This is a genomic window from Actinopolyspora alba (assembly GCF_900112765.1).
GTDB classification, from domain to species: Bacteria; Actinomycetota; Actinomycetes; order Mycobacteriales; family Pseudonocardiaceae; genus Actinopolyspora; species Actinopolyspora alba.
Window position 1 is genome coordinate 21,483 of the sequence record NZ_FOMZ01000004.1, and the last position, 17,640, is coordinate 39,122.

Here is a 17,640-nt window from a genome sequence, read left to right on the forward strand (position 1 = left end):
TCCGGTTCGTTCGTCGGTGTCGTGGCGTTCCAGTACCGGACGGCGGTGGGGTCGTACCGGCCCCGGCCCGCGGGGCGGCTTCGCCGATCCCGCCGTGCGGGCCGCAGACTCAAGCGATTCGGCTCTAGGAGACTCCGAGGCCCGTGACAGCGAAGAAGAACGAATACAGCGCTTCATCCATCACCGTTCTCGAGGGCCTTGAGGCAGTCCGCAAGCGTCCCGGCATGTACATCGGCTCGACCGGTGAGCGCGGCCTGCACCATCTTGTGCAGGAGGTTGTGGACAACTCGGTGGACGAGGCGATGGCAGGCCATGCCAGCGAGGTCACCGTCACACTGCTCGCCGACGGCGGCGTCCGCGTAACCGACGACGGGCGCGGTATCCCGGTGGACGAGCACCCCGTGGAGAAGAAACCCACGCTGGAAGTCGTGCTGACGATGCTGCACGCGGGCGGCAAGTTCGGCGGCGACAGCTATGCGGTCTCCGGCGGGCTGCACGGCGTCGGCGTCTCGGTCGTCAACGCGTTGTCCACCGGACTCGAGGCCGAGGTGCACCGCGACGGCCACGTGTGGCGGCAGCGCTACGAGGACTCCAAACCCGTCTCGTCCCCGGAACGGGGCGAACGCACCGGAGAGACCGGTACCAGCATCACTTTCTGGGCCGATCCGGAGATCTTCGAGACCACGCGGTTCGACGCCGAGACCATCGCCAGGCGGCTGCAGGAGATGGCATTCCTCAACAAGGGACTGCGCATCGTGCTGCGGGACGAGCGCGCCGCCGCCGAGGACAGCTCGGGTGAGGACGCCTCCGGCGAGTCCGCCCGCGCCGCCGAACGGGTGTTCCACTACCCGGGTGGTCTGGAGGACTTCGTCGCGCACATCAACCACACCAAGGACCCCATCCACAAGAAGATCGTGAGCTTCAGCGCCGCCGGTGAGGGGCACGAGGTCGAGATCGCGATGCAGTGGAACGAGGGGTTCAACCAGTCGGTCTACACCTTCGCCAACACGATCAACACCCACGAGGGCGGCACTCACGAGGAGGGCTTCCGCTCGGCGCTGACCAGGGTCGTCAACTCCTACGCCAAGGAGAAGAAGCTCCTCAAGGACAAGGACGGCAGCCTGACCGGCGACGACGTCCGCGAGGGGCTCGCGGCGATCATCTCGGTCAAGGTCTCCGAACCGCAGTTCGAGGGCCAGACCAAGACCAAGCTGGGCAACACCGAGGTCAAGTCCTTCGTGCAGACCACCGCGTTCGAGTGGCTCAACGACTGGTTCGAGCGCAACCCCGCCGACGCCAAGAACATCATCAACAAGGCCGTCTCCTCCGCGCAGGCCAGGGTCGCCGCCCGCAAGGCCAAGGACCTGGTGCGGCGCAAGTCGGCGATGGACATCGGCGGGCTGCCCGGCAAGCTCAAGGACTGCCAGTCCAACAACCCCGACGAGTGCGAGCTCTACATCGTCGAGGGCGACTCGGCGGGCGGCTCCGCCAAGGAGGGCAGGGAGTCCCGCTACCAGGCGATCCTGCCCATCCGGGGCAAGATCATCAACGTGGAGAAGTCGCGGATCGACAAGGTCCTCAAGAACAACGAGGTCCAGTCGATCATCACCGCTCTGGGCACCGGCATCCACGACGAGTTCGACCTGTCCAAGCTGCGCTACAGCAAGATCGTGCTGATGGCCGACGCCGACGTGGACGGGCAGCACATCCGCACGCTGCTGCTCACGCTGCTGTTCCGGTTCATGCGGCCGCTGATCGAGAACGGGCACGTCTACCTGGCCAGCCCGCCGCTGTACAAGATCAAGTGGCCGCGTTCGCAGCCGCAGTACGTCTACAGCGACCGCGAGCGCGACGCGGTGCTGCAGCAGGGCGCCGAGGAGGGGCGCAAGCTGCCCAAGGAGGAGGGCATCCAGCGGTACAAGGGGCTGGGCGAGATGAACGCCCCCGAGCTCTGGGAGACCACCATGGATCCCGACAACCGCGTGCTGATGCAGGTCAGCCTGGACGACGCGGCCACGGCCGACGAGCTGTTCAGCGTGTTGATGGGCGAGGACGTGGAAGCGCGCCGCTCCTTCATCACCCGCAACGCCAAGGGCGTCCGACTGCTCGACGTCTGATCGGCGCCCGCGCCGAATCCCCACGACCCCGCGAGATCGCCCGGCGTGGCCGTGGCCGCGTACCTGACGGGGCCACCGGGCGAACCGCGACCGCCAACCCAGCGAAGAGAAGGACGGTATGACCGAGACCTTGCCCCCGGAGGGTGGCCGAGTCGAACCGGTCGATCTCCAGCAGGAGATGCAGAACTCCTACATCGACTACGCCATGAGCGTCATCGTGGCGCGGGCGCTGCCCGACGTGCGCGACGGGCTCAAACCGGTGCACCGCAGGGTGCTGTACGCGATGTACGACTCCGGGTTCCGGCCCGACCGCTCCTACGTGAAGTGCTCCCGCGTGGTCGGCGACGTGATGGGTAACTACCACCCGCACGGCGACTCCGCGATCTACGACACCCTGGTGCGGATGGCCCAGCCGTGGTCGATGCGCAACGTGCTCATCGACGGCCAGGGCAACTTCGGCTCGCCCGGCAACGATCCGGCCGCCGCCATGCGCTACTGCGTAACCGGTGACACCCTGGTGAAACTGGCCGACGGTTCGTCGGCGCGCATCGGCGACATCGTGCCGGACGCGCGGCCGAACAGCGACAACGACATCGATCTCAAGGTGCTCGGACGTTCCGGCGATCCGGTACGTGCCGAGAAGCTCTTCCACTCGGGTGAGCACCCGACTCTCAGGCTGCGCACCAAGGGCGGCTACGAGCTGACCGGAACGTACAACCATCCGGTGCTGTGCCTTACGAAGGTGCTCGGCGTTCCGACCCTGCTGTGGAAGCTGCTGGAGGAGATCGGCCCCGGCGACCACGTCGTCATGCAGCGGAGCGAACTTTCGCAGGGTGAGGACGACCACGTGCCGTACGTCGCCGACTACATCAGGGAGCGTGGCGCCGAACGCTGGACGGAGCGCGACTGGCTGCGGCGGCACAACGTGGACCGCATCGAGCGCTGGGAAACGGATCGTGCCGAGATCACGAGCCGGATCACCGACCCCGAGGTTCTCGACGTTGTCGAACCCCTGGTGGACGGCAGGTTCTACTACGCCGAGGTCGAATCGGTCACCGACGTCGGACCCCAGCCGGTCTACAGCCTCCGGGTGGACAGTGACGATCACTCCTTCGTCACCAACGGGTTCGTCAGTCACAACACCGAATCCCGGCTGGCGCCGCTGGCGATGAGCATGCTGGCCGAGATCGAAGAGGACACCGTCGAGTTCTCGGACAACTACGACGGTCGCACGCAGGAGCCGGACGTCCTGCCCTCGCGCATCCCCAACCTGCTGGTCAACGGCGGTGGCGGCATCGCGGTGGGGATGGCGACCAACATCCCGCCGCACAACCTCCGCGAGGTCGCCGACGGCGTGGTCTGGGCGCTGGACAACCCCGAGGCCACCGACGACGAGCTGCTCGAAGCCATGATCGAGCGCATCAAGGGGCCGGACTTCCCGACCCACGCGATGATCATGGGCACCAACGCGATCGCCGACGCCTACCGCACGGGCCGCGGCTCGCTCCGGATGCGCGCGGTGGTCGACGTGGAGGAGGACGCCAAGGGGCGCACCTCGCTGGTGGTCACCGAGCTTCCGTACCAGGTCAACCCGGACAACCTGATCGAGAACATCGCCACGATGCATCGTGAGGGCAAGATCTCGGGGATCACCGACATCGCCGACGAGTCCAACAGTCGGCGCGGGATGCGCATCGTGGTCACGCTCAAGCGGGACGCGATCCCCAAGGTCGTGCTCAACAACCTCTACAAGCACACCCAGCTGCAGACCACCTTCGGCGTCAACATGCTGGCGCTGGTCGACGGCGTGCCCCGCACCCTGCGGCTGGACCAGGTGATCCGCTACTACGTGCGGCACCAGATCGACGTGATCGTGCGGCGCACCAGGCACCGCCTGCAGCGCGCCGAACGGCGTGCCCACATCCTGCGCGGGTTGACGCTGGCGCTGGACCAGTTGGACGCGGTCATCAACCTGATCCGCGGTTCGTCGACCGTGGACGACGCCCGTTCCGGGCTGATCGAGCTGCTCGGCATCGACGAGGACCAGGCCACCGCGATCCTGGACATGCAGCTGCGCAAGCTGGCCGCGCTGGAGCGGCAGAAGCTGCTGGACGAGCTGGCCGAGATCGAGGCGCAGATCGCCGATCTCAACGACATCCTGGTCAAGCCGGAGCGGCAGCGCCTGATCGTGCGCGACGAGCTGATGGAGATCGTGCACAAGCACGGCGAGGAGCGGCGCACCAGGATCGTCCCGTACGAGGGCGAGGTTTCCATGGAGGACCTCATCGCGGACGAGGACGTGGTGGTGACCATCACCCGAACCGGTTACGCCAAGCGGACCCGGACCGATCTCTACCGGGCCCAGAAGCGCGGTGGCAAGGGTGTGCAGGGCGCCGCGCTGAAGCAGGACGACATCGTCTCGCACTTCTTCGTGTGCTCCACGCACGACTGGATCCTGTTCTTCACCAACAAGGGGCGGGTCTACCGTGCCAAGGCCTACGAGCTGCCGGAGGCGAACCGCACCGCCCGCGGCCAGCACGTGGCGAACCTGCTCGCGTTCCAGCCGGACGAGCACATCGCCCAGGTGATGCAGATCAAGGACTACACCGTCTCCCCGTACCTGGTGCTGGCCACCAAGAACGGGCTGGTCAAGAAGTCCAAGCTCACCGACTTCGACTCCAACCGCTCCGGTGGGCTGATCGGCGTCAACCTCAAGGACGGCGACGAGCTGGTCGGTGCCGTGCTCTGCTCGCCGGAGGACGACCTGCTGCTGGTCTCGGCCGAGGGGCAGTCCATCCGATTCAACGCCAGTGACGAGGTGCTGCGTCCGATGGGACGTGCCACCTCCGGCGTGTTGGGGATGCGGTTCAACTCCGGTGACGAGCTGTTGGCCATGGGCGTCTGCCACGAGGACCGTTACGTGCTGGTCGCGACCCAGGGCGGGTACGCCAAACGCACGCCCATCGACGAGTACCCGGTGCAGGGACGCGGCGGCAAGGGCGTGTTGACCATTCAGCACGACCAGAAACGTGGCAGGCTAGTGGCAGCGCTCATCGCCGAACTGGAGGATGAGCTCTACGCGATCACCTCCACGGGCGGGGTCATTCGCACCACCGCCAAGGAGGTGCGCAAGGCCGGTAGGCAGACGAAGGGGGTGCGCCTGATGGATCTGGGTGAGGGGAACTCGCTGGTGGCCATCGCGCGCAACGCCGATGAAGCCGCCGATCCGGACGCAGCCGGCCCGGAGCAACGAAAGTAGGCGCGGGGCACCCCGCGTGGTAGGCAGCCGACGATCAGTGAAGGATCGCTCGTGACATCTTCGGACAAGCCGCAGGAATCGGAGTCCCGTTCAACCGGCGAGCAGGAAACGACCTCGACCACTACGACGGCGGAGGCGACCACCTCGGTTTCCGAGGGGATGTCCACGGACGCTGCCGAGAGCGGTGGGGATTCGCACGGTTCGGCCGGTGGCGCGAAGGGCTCCCGCAGTGAGGCCGACGGCTCCGGGGGCACTCCTCCCTGGCAGCGAGTGGGTGGCTCGATGAGCACTTCCGCCGCCTCGGCGGACACCTCCTCGGGCGCCGCGGAGGTTTCGGACGACTCGGACGGGCATCGTGACGCGGACTCGGGGGCGGGATACGAGGAGGAGGAAACGCACCGGATTCCGCATCCCGCGGGTTCGGCCTCCCAGTCCGCCGGTTCCCAGTCCGCCGGTTCGCAGTCCGCCGGGGACTCCACCGGTGACGGTGCCGCGGAATCGGCCCGCGCGGGGATCTCGCTGGGCATGGGGGGTGGCGCTCGCGGTGGGGCGGCCACCCAGGGTGCGCCGCGTCGGCCGAGTCGTGGCCCCCGGCGGGCGAGCCTGCAGATCCGGCGGGTGGATCCGTGGTCGGTGCTCAAGCTGGCACTCATGCTCAGCGTCACGCTGTTCTTCGTGTGGTTGATCGCCGTGGCGGTGCTGTACGGGGTGCTCGGCGGGATGGGGGTCTGGGAGCAGCTCAACGGGACGTTCAGCGAGCTGACCCAGCCCGAGAACTCGTTGAGCCAGCCGTTGATCAGCCCGGTGCGGGTGTTCGCGGTGGCCTCGATGATCGGTGCGGTCAACATCGTGCTGTTCACCGCCCTGGCCACCGTTGCCGGGTTCATCTACAACGTGGCGGCGGACTTCGTCGGTGGGGTCGAGGTGACCCTTTCCGAGCGGGAGTGAGGTTTCGCTTGACTCCCGGTTCCCCGGTTGACCTGGGGTTCCGGGAGTCCGCTCCGGGGGCGGTCGTCACTCGGGGCGGTGAAGGGGACCCCCCTTTGGAAGACGATCGCGTGGGTGTGTAGTATCTATAACCGCACGCAGGGCCTATAGCTCAGTCGGTTAGAGCGCTTTGCTGATAACGAAGAGGTCGGAGGTTCAAGTCCTCCTAGGCCCACGTGACACGTGCCGCCGCTGCGATTATCGCGGCGGCGGCACACGTTCGTAGTAGGAGGCGTCCGAAGTGAAGAAGCTGCTCGTTCTCGCTGCTGTTGCCGGTGCCGTCCTGTTCGTCGTGCGTCGCAAGACCGCGGCCAAGGCGGAGGCCGACCTGTGGCGTGAGGCTACCGCGGAGGTCTGAGCGAACCGCGGTTCGGCCGCGCTTCGGGGTGTCTCACTACGACACCACCGATCGGGCAACGTTGTCCGCGGGCCGTGGGCAGTGCTTCGGCGCTGCGAGGGGACGTAGCTCAATCGGCAGAGCACCGCTTTTGCAAGGCGGGGGTTAGGGGTTCGATTCCCCTCGTCTCCACCAACGAAGGACCAGGTCATGTGGCCTGGTCCTTTTTTCGTGTTCCGCCGTGTGATCCGTCCGGGGCACGCTCGGGACACGTCGTCGAGCGGAACTCCCCGGCAGCGGGAGCCGCTGAAACCTCGCGGTCACGTGCGTCGCGCGGTCGGTCGCGGATTCGAAAAACCCTTCGCGCCCGTTCGGGTCGCCCATTACGATCTCGAGCGGTTCCCAAGGTGGGAGCCCGAGAGGTCCGCGCGTGGCCGCCCGGCGGTTCCCGCGCCGAAAGTAGGTTTCGTCGATGGCGTGTCGTATCGGTGAGCTCGTGCTCGATTGCCGCGATCCCGAGGTGCTGGCGAGGTTCTGGTGCGAGGTCCTGGACTTCGTGGAGCTCGGTCGCGAATACGCCGGGGAGGACTACGCCATCGAGATCGGGCCGCGCGAAGGGTTCGGCGGCCCGCAGCCGACGATCATCCTGCGAAGCGGGAGCGAGCCGGACCAGGGGAAATCTCGGCTGCACATCGACCTCAACCCCACTGATCGCGATCAGAACGCCGAACTCGCACGCCTCCGCGAGCTCGGGGCACGCCCGGCCGACATCGGCCAGACCGGCGAGGAGCAGTGGACCGTCCTCGCCGACCCCGAGGGCAACGAGTTCTGCTTGCTCAAGGCCCGTCTCAACCCGCTCTGACAGCGCTGCGTGCCCGGCGCGGCCGTTTCTTCGTGCGGTGGGTCTCGCTGAGCTCGACGAGATTTCACGACTGCCCGCACGGTCCCGTGCGGGGGTGTTCCGCGGCGGGACGGTTCAGCGAGGTGATGCGCGATGTCCCCGGAGACCGGGCCACGGTTCCCGTGGCCGTGGTTGGTGCCGAGTCTCGTGCTCCTGGTCGGCACGAGTGCTTGGGGGACGACGGTGTGTCCCGAGCTGCCGTCCGCCACTCGCACCGGCGCGGTCAAGCGCCCCACCACCCGGGCCTCGGCGGCGCGGCAGGCAAAGGCGGTCCTGGTGCTCAACGCCGCTCTGGGAATGGCGCTGCTGCCGCTGTGTGCCGTCCAGTGGCGCACCACGCGGACGGCCGAGGTCGGCTGGTGGCCGCTCCCGGTGTTCCTCGTGCTCTTCGTCGCCGGGTTGGTGCCGCTGTTGGTCGCGGCTCGGCGGGATCGGGTGGCGAAGCGTCGAACCACCCGCTGAGATTCCCGCCGTGTGTCCGTGTCCGGTGGACACGCCGAGTTGGACGAAGCCGGGTTTCCGTGTGACGCACGTCGCTCCGCATGCGCACGGGAGCGGCACCTCGCCGGTGACCGCCTCGGGTGCCTCGGTGCCTCGCGAATTCCGGAAACGGCACGCCGCCGCCGTTCGGGAGTAACTTGAATGTCGTCTCCGGTCGACAGGCGCCGAAGCGGGAAGCACAGGTGGGAAATGCGGACGAAGGCAACGAAACTCGAGCGGTCCCGGCGGCACTGGGATCGGCAGTCCCCGAGCTACGACCGGCAGATGGCGCGCATCGAGCGCCACTTCTTCGGTGACACCAGGCAGTGGTTGTGCGGGCTGGCCGAGGGGGAGGTGCTGGAGGTGGCCATCGGCACCGGGCTCAACCTCGACCGGTATCCGGACGGGATTCGGTTGACGGGGGTGGACATCAGCACGGGGATGCTCGACCAGGCGCGCCGTCGTGCCGAGAGCTCGGGGCGTTCGGTGGAACTCGGCATCGGTGACGCGCAGCGATTGGCCTTCCCGGATTCCTCGTTCGACACGGTCCTCTGCACCTTCTCGTTGTGCGCGGTTCCCGACGTCCGTGCCGCGTTCTCCGAGATGGACCGTGTGCTCAAGCCGGGTGGGCTGCTGTTGTTGGCCGACCACGTGGTGAGTACCTCCCGGCCGGTGCGGGTGGCGCAGCGACTGCTGGATCTGGTCATGGTTCCGCTCGCCGGGGAGCACTTCCGGCGTCGTCCGATCGAGCTGGTCCGCGCGGCCGGTTTCGAGCTGCAGCGGCACGAGAGGTTCAAGCTCGGCGTGGTGGAGCGTCTGGTCGCCCGCAAGTCCACGCCGTGACACCGGACATCACGCCGCGGAGGCCGAGCGGCTCGGGGTGACGGCGGGCCGGCCGTGACCCGCGAACCGGGGAAGCGGTAGGGGGTCCCGAACAGGACTCCGAGCGCATGTCCGCTCAGGAGCGGCTGCGGTTCGATTCGGCCGCTCCGGCCGAATCGAACCGCAGCCGGATCCGTGGACGCGGCGGTACGCCCGGTAGGTTTCCCCGGTCGAAAGCGGGCCGGCCGAACCGTGAGTCATCGGACCCGGGACTCGCCGAGCCCGCGCTCGATGAACCCGCCACGCCCGTCGGTCCGGACGCGTACCGAACGGGCTCAATTCGACTGGGCGTGCCGACCGGCGGTCTGCAGCACCGCCACATCCGACCGGCCCGTTCCGCCCGACTCGGTGTCGACGGCGTCGGTCCCGCCCTCCTCGCTGTCGCGGTGCCTGCCGCTGAGCGCCGAGTCGACCAGCAGGTCCGCGAACTCGGGCGGCTCGGAAACGGCGATCTCGGAGTCGATCGGATCGGACAGTTCGCGGGCCAGTTCGGCGAAGATCGGGTTCATCGTCTCGTTCGTGAGGTTGTCGGACATCGTTTCCTCTCCTGTTCTCCGGATCGTTCGGCTCGGTCGTCGCGTTGTCGTCGTTGTGGGGAGGGGCCCGAACTTCCCCGGTTCGGGCCCCGGTGCACCGCCCGGTCCCTCCCCCGTGAGCGCCGATGACCGGGCGGTGTTCACGGACGCGTGCCCTCGGCGGCGGGGCTCCCCGTTGCCGTCCGTTGTCCGTGGGACGCATGGCCCGCCCGCTCGTGACGTGACTAGATCCGTCCGATTTCGTTCCGCTACCCGGTCGTTATGACCGGTTCGGGAAGCCGCGTCGCGGCCGGTTCGCCGGAGAGCCCGTCGGTACGTCGGACAGCCCGGTCTCCGCCCCGCACGGGGCGTCGTGGCTCCGCACGGGACGTCGTGCCGGGGTGCTTCGGTCGGCCGTGGCGAGGCCGTGTGCCTGCTCGACGGTTCGCTTCACGGCGCGGACGGTGTGACGCATCCCGCCCTCCAGTCGTGACCTGCGGCGGGCCAGGAACAGCGTCGCCTGTTGTTCGGAGAGCTCTGCGAGCTGCACCCGCAGCCCGTGGCGGAGTTCACTCATCAAGTACCGCTGGGTCAGCAGACAACCGCTCTCGGCGGGGGTGATCTCGAACGACCAGGTCGAAGTGTCGGCCGCGTGCACGCTGCTGTGGACGCCCCACGAGAACAGGCGGGGCCGGTCGGCCTCCAGGACCTCGCACTCGGTGGTCCAGTCGCGTTGCTCGCCCCTGTTGTGGCCGCGGAAGCGGGCGCCGGGTTGTCCGGGTGGGTCGGTGAGCCATTCCCCACCGGTGTTCTCGGGGCTCCACTCGCCCATGCGGGTGATATCGCTGACGGTGTCGTAGACGGTGTGGGGAGCGGCGCGGACGTGTACGGCGGCGTGCAGCTCGAAGCGCGTGTCGATCTCGGGCTCGGCCATGCGCGTACTCTGCCAAGTCACCCCGACAAATCGCCCGGAGCTCTCGGCATGAGGGCCGGTGCGGGAAGCGGGGGCCGGTACGAGATCCACCGGCCCCCACATCCGCTGTCGTTCACCTTCGGTCAGTGATTCTGCGACCCCTGGTGCGGCTGCTTGTCCGAAACCTGTCCGTTCTCGGTCGACGCGGGGCTCTGGCCCTGCGGCTCGTTCGGGGGGAACTGCCCGTCGTCGATCGGCAGTTCCTCGGGACGGCGCGAGAGGGCGGCGGCCGCCGCTGCCGCGGTTCCGGCGAGGATCAGCACCACCCACGGCCACTTGCGCCGCTTGGGCTTGCCCGGATCGATCCGACCGGCGAGCTCCTTGCGCGCGACCTCGGCGCTCTTGGCGAGCTGCTTGCGCTGTTTGGCGGTCCGCTTGTCCCACGCCTTGCGGGCCTTCTTGCCGCGTTTGGCGAGTTCCTTGCGGGACATTCCGGTGGCCCGCTGCGCGATGCGTTCCTGCAGGTCGTCCGTGGAGATGCCGCGTGCGGCCAGTTCCTGTTCGGCCAGTGCCGCGGCCTGCTTGGACACCTTCGACCCCACGGTGCGGGCCTTGACCGCACCGTGCTTGGCGCCCTTCACTCCGGTGCCGACGGCCCTGCCCACGTTCTCGCCGGCGCGGGACATCGCTTTGACCTCGTCCATGCTGTTGCCTCCTATTCCTGGGCCCTGCCGGACTCCTCGCCCGGGTGGCACCGCTGGTCGTCCGGCCTTCGCGGGGTCGCCGCCGTGATCAGCGGGCTGTGGACCCGGTGCTCGCTTCACGCTCACCGGGTACCGCGCACTCCTTGACGATCAAACCCCATACTGCACCCTGTGGCGGTTCGTACGCTCGTCGATGCGAGGATGAGGTGGTGGCAGACAACGGATCGCTCGTGGGAACGACGGTGACCGCGACCCTGCATACTACGCAGGGCAACATTCGAGTCGAGTTGTTCCCGAACCAGGCTCCAAAGACCGTGTCCAACTTCGTCGGGCTCGCGGAGGGGACCGCGGACTACACGGAGCCCAACGCGCGGGGTGAACGGTCCGGTCCGTTCTACGACGGTGTGATCTTTCACCGGGTCATCGACGGTTTCATGATCCAGACCGGGGATCCGACCGGTACCGGTCGTGGCGGCCCCGGCTACCAGTTCTCCGACGAGTTCCACCCCGAGTTGCAGTTCAACCGGCCGTACCTGTTGGCCATGGCCAACGCGGGGCCGAACACCAACGGTTCGCAGTTCTTCATCTCGGTCGCGCCGACCACGTGGTTGAACTACAAGCACACCATTTTCGGCGAGGTCGCCGACCAGGAGTCGCGTAACGTGGTGGACGAGATCGCCAACACCGCCACCGGTCAGGGCGATCGTCCTGTCAACGACATCGTCATCGAGAAGGTGACCATCGAACGTGGCGAGACCGCCGAAGCCTGAGCCGTGGCGACGCGGCCGGTGCCGGCCGCGCGCCTCGCACGTGGAGCGGGGATCGAGGTGAACGTTCCACCCGGACAGGCCGGGGACCCGAACAGTCCCCAGGACATGCCGACGTGTCCGCGTCACCCGGACCGGCAGACCGGGCTGAGCTGCACGCGCTGCGGGCGCCCCGCTTGCCCGGAGTGCCTGCGGGACGCCTCGGTGGGGCAGCACTGCGTGGACTGCGTCAAGCAGGGACAGCGCGGTGTTCGCCAACCGGTGACCGTGGCGGGGGCTCCGCTGCGCAGCAAACCCGTGTTGGTTCCCGGGTTGATCGCGGTGAACGTGCTGCTCTACGTGCTCACCGCGGTCCAGGCCGGTTCGGCCGCCGCCAACAGCTCCGCCCCGCTGTTCCAGGCGTGGTGGTTGATGCCCGCACAGGTGGCGGGGGACCAGTGGTGGCGGGTTTTCACCTCGGGCTTCCTGCACTTCGGGCTGATTCACCTGCTGATCAACATGATCGCGCTGTGGGTGGTCGGTCGTGATCTGGAGTTGTTGCTCGGCAGGCTCCGGTTCGCCGCCGTCTACCTGCTCTCGCTGCTCGGTGGCAGCATGTTCGTCTTCCTGTTCGACGCGCCGTTCACGCGGACGGCCGGTGCCTCGGCCGCGTTGTACGGGCTGTTCGGTGGGCTGGCCGTGGCCGCATGGCGCCTGAAGCTGAACATAAGGCCCATCCTGCTGGTGATCGGGCTCAACGTGGTGCTAACCATCACCATCCCGAACATCTCGCTGTTCGGGCACCTCGGTGGACTCGTGCTGGGTGCGCTGTCCACCGCCGCGCTGCTTTACGCGCCCGCCGCGCGCCGCAACCGCTGGCAGGCCGGCGGGCTGGTCGCGGTGTTCCTGGTGATCGTGGCCGCGATGTTCACCCGCGACGTGATGCTCGGCGGCACGGTGTGCGACGTGCTGCAGGGCAGGCAGTTCTGCGTGCGGACGAACTGATCCGGACTCCCGTCCCCGCACGGGACTCACCCGTGGCGGGAGCCGTGTGAGTTCGTGGGCGCCGAGCGTCGCTTCGGGAGTGCTGGGAGCGCGGTGTCGGATGTCGGTGACATCAGCCGTGGAATCCTCAGCGCCGCAGCGTTCCTCAGCTCTGCAGCGTTCCCCGGTCCCGCAGTGCTTCGAGATCCTCGGCCACCTCGGCCGGTTCCGCGCCCAGATCGAACCGCCCCAACAGCAGCAGTCCACCGGTCAGATCCGCTTCGGGAACCTCGATCTCCAGCACCGGTACGGTGCGACCGAACCGGCTGCTGGTGGTGACGCGGTGCGAGAGCCGTGCCCAGGGCCAGCGGTGGCTGCCACCGAGCGTGCGCACGGTTATCCCGTCGGGGTCGGCACGGAGCCTGGGGCGCAGGTAGGTCAGACATCCCGCGACCACCACGAGCACCGCCAGGGCGGCGCCGAGGAAGACGCGGTCGAGGCTGCTCCCGGCCAGCCACACCACGGGTACCAGTCCCACGGCCACCACCCAGCAGAGCACCAGTGCGCCTACCGGTGTGGACCAGATTCGGGATCGCGCCGCGCCGGGAACGCCGGAGTCGTCATCGCAGCTCAACGGCTATCCGAACGAAGTTGTCCACAGGAGTTGTCCACATGGGGATGACTTACATTCGTGTTATTCGGCGTCCCGGCCCAGACAGCTCTCACCGCCATTTCATGGTCATCAACAACCCGATGATCATGAATCCGAAGCCGACGGCGAAGTTCCACGGCCCGAGATCGGCCATGAACGGGATCTTGGGGCCCGCCAGATAGTTGACCACCAGCCACAGCAGGCCCAGCACCATCATGCCGAGCATCACGCCGACGTAGATGGGGTGGGAGGGTCCGGCTGACTTCGCCTTCACCGGTGTGCGGCGATCTACTGGCGGGGGTGAGGAGGTCTTCTTGCGGACCTTTGACTTGGGCATGGTGTCCTCGCCAGGTGGGTTCGGCCGCCCCGACCGTGCTGCTCGCCCGGTGAGACGGACCTTCCTCGACACGTTCCACACGCCGCCCAGCGAGGTGATCCGCACGTTCGACCGGACCGGCACCGTCGGTGCCCGGCGACCGGCTGCGGGCGAACCGCCCCGAGGCGACTTGTCTCCACTCACACGTTAACGCAATGTCCCGATTTTCCGAACAACCCGTATGCTGCTGTCGATATCCCTCGATCGGGATCGGGGAGGGCGTCATGGTGAGTCTCGACACGCCGCCGCAGGCACCGCCGCCGGAGCGACGGCCGGGTCGGCCGCGCGCGGTGCTGCGCGGCTTCGGGGAGGGGCTCATCACACTGGGGCTGGTGGTGCTGCTCTTCGTGTTCTACGAGGTGCAGGTGACCAGCTGGTTCTCGGCACGCCAGCAGGCCGATGCCACGCAGCGGTTGCGTGACCGCTGGCGGGAGGTCTCCCCCGAGGATCGGGCACCGGAGCCCATCCCCGGGCGTGGCTTCGCCCGGCTCTACGTGCCGGCCCTCGACTCGGGCTTCCCGTTCACCGTCCTGGAGGGCACCGACCAGGACACCCTGGCCGCCGGACCGGGGCACTACACCGGTACGGCGCTTCCCGGGGAGCGGGGCAACTTCGCCCTGGCCGGACACCGCTCCGGACGCATGGCCCCGTTCGGGGATCTCGACCGGCTCGGCTCCTGCGACGCGATGGTCGTCGAAACGGCCACCGAGTGGTACGTCTACCGCGTGCTCCCGCTGCGGGGCGAGGCCGCCGACTGGGCCCCGGAAGCCGCTCCGGAACGCTGTGCCGGTGCGGCACCGATCGGGGGGCCCTACCGCGAGGTCTTCGGCAGGAACATCGTCGAGCCACAACGCCGCGAGGTCATCCACCCCGTGCCCGGCGTGTCCCGTGGGACGGTGCCGGAGCAGTGGCGCAGCAGGCTGATCACGCTCACCACCTGCCATCCGCGCTACTCGGCCGAGAAGCGGATGATCGTGCACGGCGTACTGACCAAGCGTTATCCGAAGGTGGCGGACCGGCCGGATCTCCGGCCACCGGAACTGGGCGGCTGAGCACCGCGACACGAGAGCGGGTTGTGGAATGTACGCATGGATCTGGCGCCGGCTTCCCGGGCCGCTCGCGGTGCGGGCGGTAACGGCGCTGCTGCTGGTGGTCGGGGTGATCGCGCTGCTGCTGTTCGTGGTCTTTCCCGCGGTCGAGCCGCTGCTGCCGTTCGGCGACCCCACCCTGGAATGAACCCTCGCGGGACTCAGTGGCCCCACCCATTCCGGCCCGCGTTCCCGGTGCCGAACCACTCCCACCCCGGCGTCGATTTCTCGCGAAATCGCCGGGCGGCTTCGACGCGGGCCGAGCTCCCACCGCCCTCGCAGCGGTACCGACCGCGGGTTCTCTCGGCGGGCTCTCGCGCGGAAGGCCCGACGTTGTGTTAACTACCCGATGTCGGGTCTCCCGGAGCGAGAGCCCACCGAGAGGTTCCGCGAGGTGACCACCCTGCCAAGCCTGGGTGCTCAGGCTTCCGTCAAGTGAGGTCGGCGAACCGCTCGACGTCGCTGGACCGTCCGGACACGATCAGGATGTCGCCGTGGTGCAGCACGGTTTCCTGCGTGGCGTAGGTGAACCCCTCACCGGGGCGCTTGATCCCCACCACGGTCACCCCGTACTTGCTGCGCACCTTGGTCTCGCTCAGCGGGCGTTCCACCGCTACCGCCGGGGCGCGGGTCTTGACGATCGCGTAGTCGTCCTCGAACTGGATGTAGTCCAGCATCCGGCCGGTCACCAGGTGCGCCACCCGTTCACCCATGTCGTGCTCCGGTAGGACGACCCGGTGGGCCCCGACCCGTTCGAGGATGCGGCCGTGCTGCCTGCTGATCGCCTTCGCCCAGATGTGGGGGATCTCGAAGTCGGCCAGCAGCGAGGTGGTCAGGATGCTGGCCTCCAGGTCGTCCCCGATCGCCACCACGGCACGCCGGAAGTCGGGCACGTCGAGTTGGCGCAGCACCTCGGGGTCGGTGGTGTCGGCCACCGCGGCGTGGGTGACCACATCCGAGAACTGCTGGACCAGGTAGGGCCGGTTGTCCAGCGCGAGTACCTCCGAACCGCCCTCGACGAGCTCCATCGCGAGTGAACCGCCGAAGCGGCCCAGTCCGATCACCACCACGCGGGACGGGCGTGCACCGTGATTCTGTCTACCCAACGATCGGTCGCTCCTCCGGCAAGTCGTAACGGCGGCCACGCTCCCGCAACGCCAGAGCGGAGGCCATGGTGATCGGGCCCAGCCTGCCGGTGAACATCAGCACGATCAGTACGAGCTCACCCGCTCGCGGCAGCTGTTCGGTGATGCCGGTGGAAAGACCGACGGTGCCGAAGGCCGAGATCGATTCGAACAGGGTCACGTCCAGTTCGAAGGGGGTGATGACGAGCAGCAGCAGCGTCGCGGTGAACACCATGCCCACCGCCACCAGCACCACGGTAAGCGCCTGGCGCTGCAGCCCCACCGGTAGTTTGCGCCCCAGCACGTGTACCTGTGCTTCGCCCCGCACCTCGGTGAATATCACGAACGCCAGCAGCGCGAAGGTGGTGACCTTGATACCGCCAGCGGTGCCCGCGCTGCCGCCGCCGACGAACATGAGCACGTCGTTGACCAGCATCGTGGTCGGGTTGATCTCGCCGATGTCCACTGTGGTGAATCCCGCGGTGCGCGGGGTCGTCCCGTGGAACAGTCCGACCAGCAGTTTGCCCCCGACGCTCAGCGGCCCCAGGGTCTCCGGATTGTTCCACTCGAACACGCCGAAGGCCAGCACGCCGACCAGCAGCAGTGCGGAGTAGGCCAGCAGCGTCACCCGCGCGTGCAGCGACCAGCGGCGTCGTTTGCCGCGCAGTCTGCGGCCGATCTCGAACAGCACCGGGAACCCCAGTCCGCCGACCACGACGGCGAACAGCACCGGCAGGCACACCAGCGGATCGGTGGCGTAGCGCTGCAGGCTGTCGGGATACAGCGCGAATCCGGCGTTGTTGAACGCGGAGACGGCGTGGAACACCCCGAAGTAGGCGCCCTCCCCCCACGGCTGGCCGTACCCGAGCACGAACCGGAGGGTCAGCGCGAGCGCGGTGATCGCCTCCATCGCGAGGCTCAGCGTGATCACTCCCGCGATCACCGAGCGGACATCACCGAGGCCGAGGCTCTTCGTCTCGGTCTGGGCGCTGCGGCGCATTCGCAGTCCCAGCCTGCGCACCACGAGCATGCCCAGCAGGGACGCCAGCGTCATGATGCCGAGGCCACCCACCTGGATGAGCCCGAGGATCACCACCTCGCCGAAGGTGGACCAGTGCGCGGCGGTGTCGACCACCACCAGGCCGGTCACGCACACCGCGGAGGTCGCGGTGAACAGTGCGGTCACCCAGTCCGTCGTGCCGCCCTGCTCCGTCGAGAGCGGCAGCATCAGCAGTCCGGCTCCCACGAGCACGGCCAGTGCGAAGCCGATGACCACCATCCTGGCCGGGTGACTGGCCCGGAGGAACAGTCGCAGCAACGCCGCCGGCCGCCGTACCACGGCGGTCAGCATCCCGTTCGGTCTCCCGCTGGTCGTCACGGCGCCACCGCTGGTCCCGGCGCCGAGGAGCTAGGCGTGTCCACGAGACGCGGAGGCTATCGCATCGTCCTCGCCCATCACGAGCGACCCGCCGCGTCTTCGCAGTACAGCGGGCGAATCGGGTGATTCGGGTGACACGCCCCGGGACGGAGTCCTCCCGGGGCTCGCCGTGCACGGGACCGGCGAAGTAGGCTGAC

General features: G+C 68.1%; 18 protein-coding genes and 2 tRNA genes. 13 read left to right on the forward strand and 7 right to left on the reverse strand.

The features are described from left to right. Window positions 1–143: 143 nt before the first annotated feature. The 9 genes from gyrB to BM150_RS06525 all read left to right on the forward strand — a co-directional run bounded on the left by gyrB (window position 144) and on the right by BM150_RS06525 (window position 8,924). On the forward strand, window positions 144–2,117 hold the full coding sequence (gene gyrB, locus BM150_RS06490) for a DNA topoisomerase (ATP-hydrolyzing) subunit B (protein ID WP_092925150.1): 1,974 nt from the start codon (window positions 144–146) through the stop codon (window positions 2,115–2,117). Window positions 2,118–2,235: 118 nt separating this feature from the next. Further along, a complete protein-coding gene (gene gyrA / locus BM150_RS06495; protein ID WP_092925152.1) occupies window positions 2,236–5,376 on the forward strand; it encodes an intein-containing DNA gyrase subunit A in 3,141 nt (1,046 codons plus the stop codon). Between the two features lie 159 nt (window positions 5,377–5,535). After that, window positions 5,536–6,324: a DUF3566 domain-containing protein gene (locus tag BM150_RS06500; protein WP_425427410.1), complete on the forward strand. Its 789-nt coding sequence runs from the start codon at window positions 5,536–5,538 to the stop codon at window positions 6,322–6,324. 140 nt (window positions 6,325–6,464) lie between these two features. Continuing rightward, a tRNA-Ile gene (locus BM150_RS06505) sits at window positions 6,465–6,538 on the forward strand. A 66-nt stretch (window positions 6,539–6,604) separates the two neighbouring features. Continuing rightward, the gene (locus BM150_RS24420) at window positions 6,605–6,721 is read left to right on the forward strand and encodes a DLW-39 family protein (RefSeq protein ID WP_130468691.1); all 117 of its coding nucleotides are present in this window, start codon (window positions 6,605–6,607) and stop codon (window positions 6,719–6,721) included. 98 nt (window positions 6,722–6,819) lie between these two features. Next, a tRNA-Ala gene (locus BM150_RS06510) sits at window positions 6,820–6,895 on the forward strand. 277 nt (window positions 6,896–7,172) lie between these two features. Beyond that, window positions 7,173–7,562, forward strand: a complete 390-nt coding sequence (locus BM150_RS06515) for a VOC family protein (protein WP_092925154.1) — start codon at window positions 7,173–7,175, stop codon at window positions 7,560–7,562. A 132-nt stretch (window positions 7,563–7,694) separates the two neighbouring features. Next, window positions 7,695–8,063: a hypothetical protein gene (locus tag BM150_RS06520; protein ID WP_092925156.1), complete on the forward strand. Its 369-nt coding sequence runs from the start codon at window positions 7,695–7,697 to the stop codon at window positions 8,061–8,063. A gap of 228 nt (window positions 8,064–8,291) precedes the next feature. Then, window positions 8,292–8,924 carry a class I SAM-dependent methyltransferase gene (locus BM150_RS06525; RefSeq protein ID WP_092925158.1) on the forward strand — a complete coding sequence of 211 codons (633 nt, stop codon included), beginning with the start codon at window positions 8,292–8,294 and terminating at the stop codon, window positions 8,922–8,924. A 314-nt stretch (window positions 8,925–9,238) separates the two neighbouring features. Here BM150_RS06525 and BM150_RS06530 read toward each other — a convergent pair whose 3' ends face one another. From BM150_RS06530 to BM150_RS06540, 3 genes are all read right to left on the reverse strand, one after another. After that, window positions 9,239–9,499, reverse strand: coding sequence for a hypothetical protein (locus tag BM150_RS06530; protein ID WP_092925160.1), 261 nt, complete (start codon window positions 9,497–9,499; stop codon window positions 9,239–9,241). A gap of 259 nt (window positions 9,500–9,758) precedes the next feature. Beyond that, window positions 9,759–10,412 (reverse strand): SRPBCC family protein, encoded by a 654-nt coding sequence (locus BM150_RS06535; protein WP_175496714.1) that lies wholly within the window; start codon window positions 10,410–10,412, stop codon window positions 9,759–9,761. 122 nt (window positions 10,413–10,534) lie between these two features. After that, window positions 10,535–11,095, reverse strand: coding sequence for a hypothetical protein (locus BM150_RS06540; RefSeq protein ID WP_092925164.1), 561 nt, complete (start codon window positions 11,093–11,095; stop codon window positions 10,535–10,537). A 206-nt stretch (window positions 11,096–11,301) separates the two neighbouring features. Between BM150_RS06540 and BM150_RS06545 the strand changes: the two genes are divergently transcribed. Next, entirely contained in the window at window positions 11,302–11,865 is a 564-nt protein-coding gene (locus BM150_RS06545; RefSeq protein ID WP_175496715.1) for a peptidylprolyl isomerase, read from the forward strand. Window positions 11,866–11,922: 57 nt separating this feature from the next. Then, window positions 11,923–12,846, forward strand: coding sequence for a rhomboid family intramembrane serine protease (locus BM150_RS06550; protein WP_217641413.1), 924 nt, complete (start codon window positions 11,923–11,925; stop codon window positions 12,844–12,846). A 145-nt stretch (window positions 12,847–12,991) separates the two neighbouring features. On the opposite strand, the gene BM150_RS06555 is transcribed toward BM150_RS06550, so the two are convergent. Further along, the gene (locus BM150_RS06555) at window positions 12,992–13,459 is read right to left on the reverse strand and encodes a PH domain-containing protein (protein WP_092925166.1); all 468 of its coding nucleotides are present in this window, start codon (window positions 13,457–13,459) and stop codon (window positions 12,992–12,994) included. An 88-nt stretch (window positions 13,460–13,547) separates the two neighbouring features. Next, window positions 13,548–13,814 (reverse strand): cell division protein CrgA, encoded by a 267-nt coding sequence (gene crgA / locus BM150_RS06560; RefSeq protein ID WP_092627966.1) that lies wholly within the window; start codon window positions 13,812–13,814, stop codon window positions 13,548–13,550. A 263-nt stretch (window positions 13,815–14,077) separates the two neighbouring features. Here crgA and BM150_RS06565 point away from each other — a divergent pair, with 263 nt between their 5' ends. Together BM150_RS06565 and BM150_RS24045 are read left to right on the forward strand one after the other, a co-directional pair. Further along, complete coding sequence (locus BM150_RS06565; RefSeq protein ID WP_092925168.1) at window positions 14,078–14,905, forward strand: class E sortase; 828 nt, start codon at window positions 14,078–14,080, stop codon at window positions 14,903–14,905. A 28-nt stretch (window positions 14,906–14,933) separates the two neighbouring features. Beyond that, window positions 14,934–15,089 carry a hypothetical protein gene (locus BM150_RS24045; RefSeq protein ID WP_092925170.1) on the forward strand — a complete coding sequence of 52 codons (156 nt, stop codon included), beginning with the start codon at window positions 14,934–14,936 and terminating at the stop codon, window positions 15,087–15,089. 283 nt (window positions 15,090–15,372) lie between these two features. Here the strand turns inward: BM150_RS24045 and BM150_RS06575 are convergent, their stop codons facing one another. Together BM150_RS06575 and BM150_RS06580 are read right to left on the reverse strand one after the other, a co-directional pair. After that, window positions 15,373–16,011, reverse strand: a complete 639-nt coding sequence (locus BM150_RS06575) for an NAD-binding protein (RefSeq protein WP_092925172.1) — start codon at window positions 16,009–16,011, stop codon at window positions 15,373–15,375. Between the two features lie 28 nt (window positions 16,012–16,039). Next, a complete protein-coding gene (locus tag BM150_RS06580; protein ID WP_092925174.1) occupies window positions 16,040–17,416 on the reverse strand; it encodes a TrkH family potassium uptake protein in 1,377 nt (458 codons plus the stop codon). Window positions 17,417–17,640 lie beyond the last annotated feature (224 nt).

Excerpts from the sequence above, each read along its gene's own strand:
- BM150_RS06580 (WP_092925174.1), bottom strand. The coding sequence starts at position 17,416 with ATGCTGACCGCCGTGGTACGGCGGCCGGCGGCGTTGCTGCGACTGTTC.
- BM150_RS06500 (WP_425427410.1), top strand. The coding sequence starts at position 5,536 with ATGTCCACGGACGCTGCCGAGAGCGGTGGGGATTCGCACGGTTCGGCC.
- BM150_RS06565 (WP_092925168.1), top strand. The coding sequence starts at position 14,078 with ATGGTGAGTCTCGACACGCCGCCGCAGGCACCGCCGCCGGAGCGACGG.
- BM150_RS06520 (WP_092925156.1), top strand. The coding sequence starts at position 7,695 with ATGTCCCCGGAGACCGGGCCACGGTTCCCGTGGCCGTGGTTGGTGCCG.
- BM150_RS06540 (WP_092925164.1), bottom strand. The coding sequence starts at position 11,095 with ATGGACGAGGTCAAAGCGATGTCCCGCGCCGGCGAGAACGTGGGCAGG.
- BM150_RS24045 (WP_092925170.1), top strand. The coding sequence starts at position 14,934 with ATGTACGCATGGATCTGGCGCCGGCTTCCCGGGCCGCTCGCGGTGCGG.
- BM150_RS06515 (WP_092925154.1), top strand. The coding sequence starts at position 7,173 with ATGGCGTGTCGTATCGGTGAGCTCGTGCTCGATTGCCGCGATCCCGAG.
- crgA (WP_092627966.1), bottom strand. The coding sequence starts at position 13,814 with ATGCCCAAGTCAAAGGTCCGCAAGAAGACCTCCTCACCCCCGCCAGTA.
- BM150_RS06530 (WP_092925160.1), bottom strand. The coding sequence starts at position 9,499 with ATGTCCGACAACCTCACGAACGAGACGATGAACCCGATCTTCGCCGAA.
- BM150_RS06525 (WP_092925158.1), top strand. The coding sequence starts at position 8,292 with ATGCGGACGAAGGCAACGAAACTCGAGCGGTCCCGGCGGCACTGGGAT.
- BM150_RS06535 (WP_175496714.1), bottom strand. The coding sequence starts at position 10,412 with ATGGCCGAGCCCGAGATCGACACGCGCTTCGAGCTGCACGCCGCCGTA.
- gyrA (WP_092925152.1), top strand. The coding sequence starts at position 2,236 with ATGACCGAGACCTTGCCCCCGGAGGGTGGCCGAGTCGAACCGGTCGAT.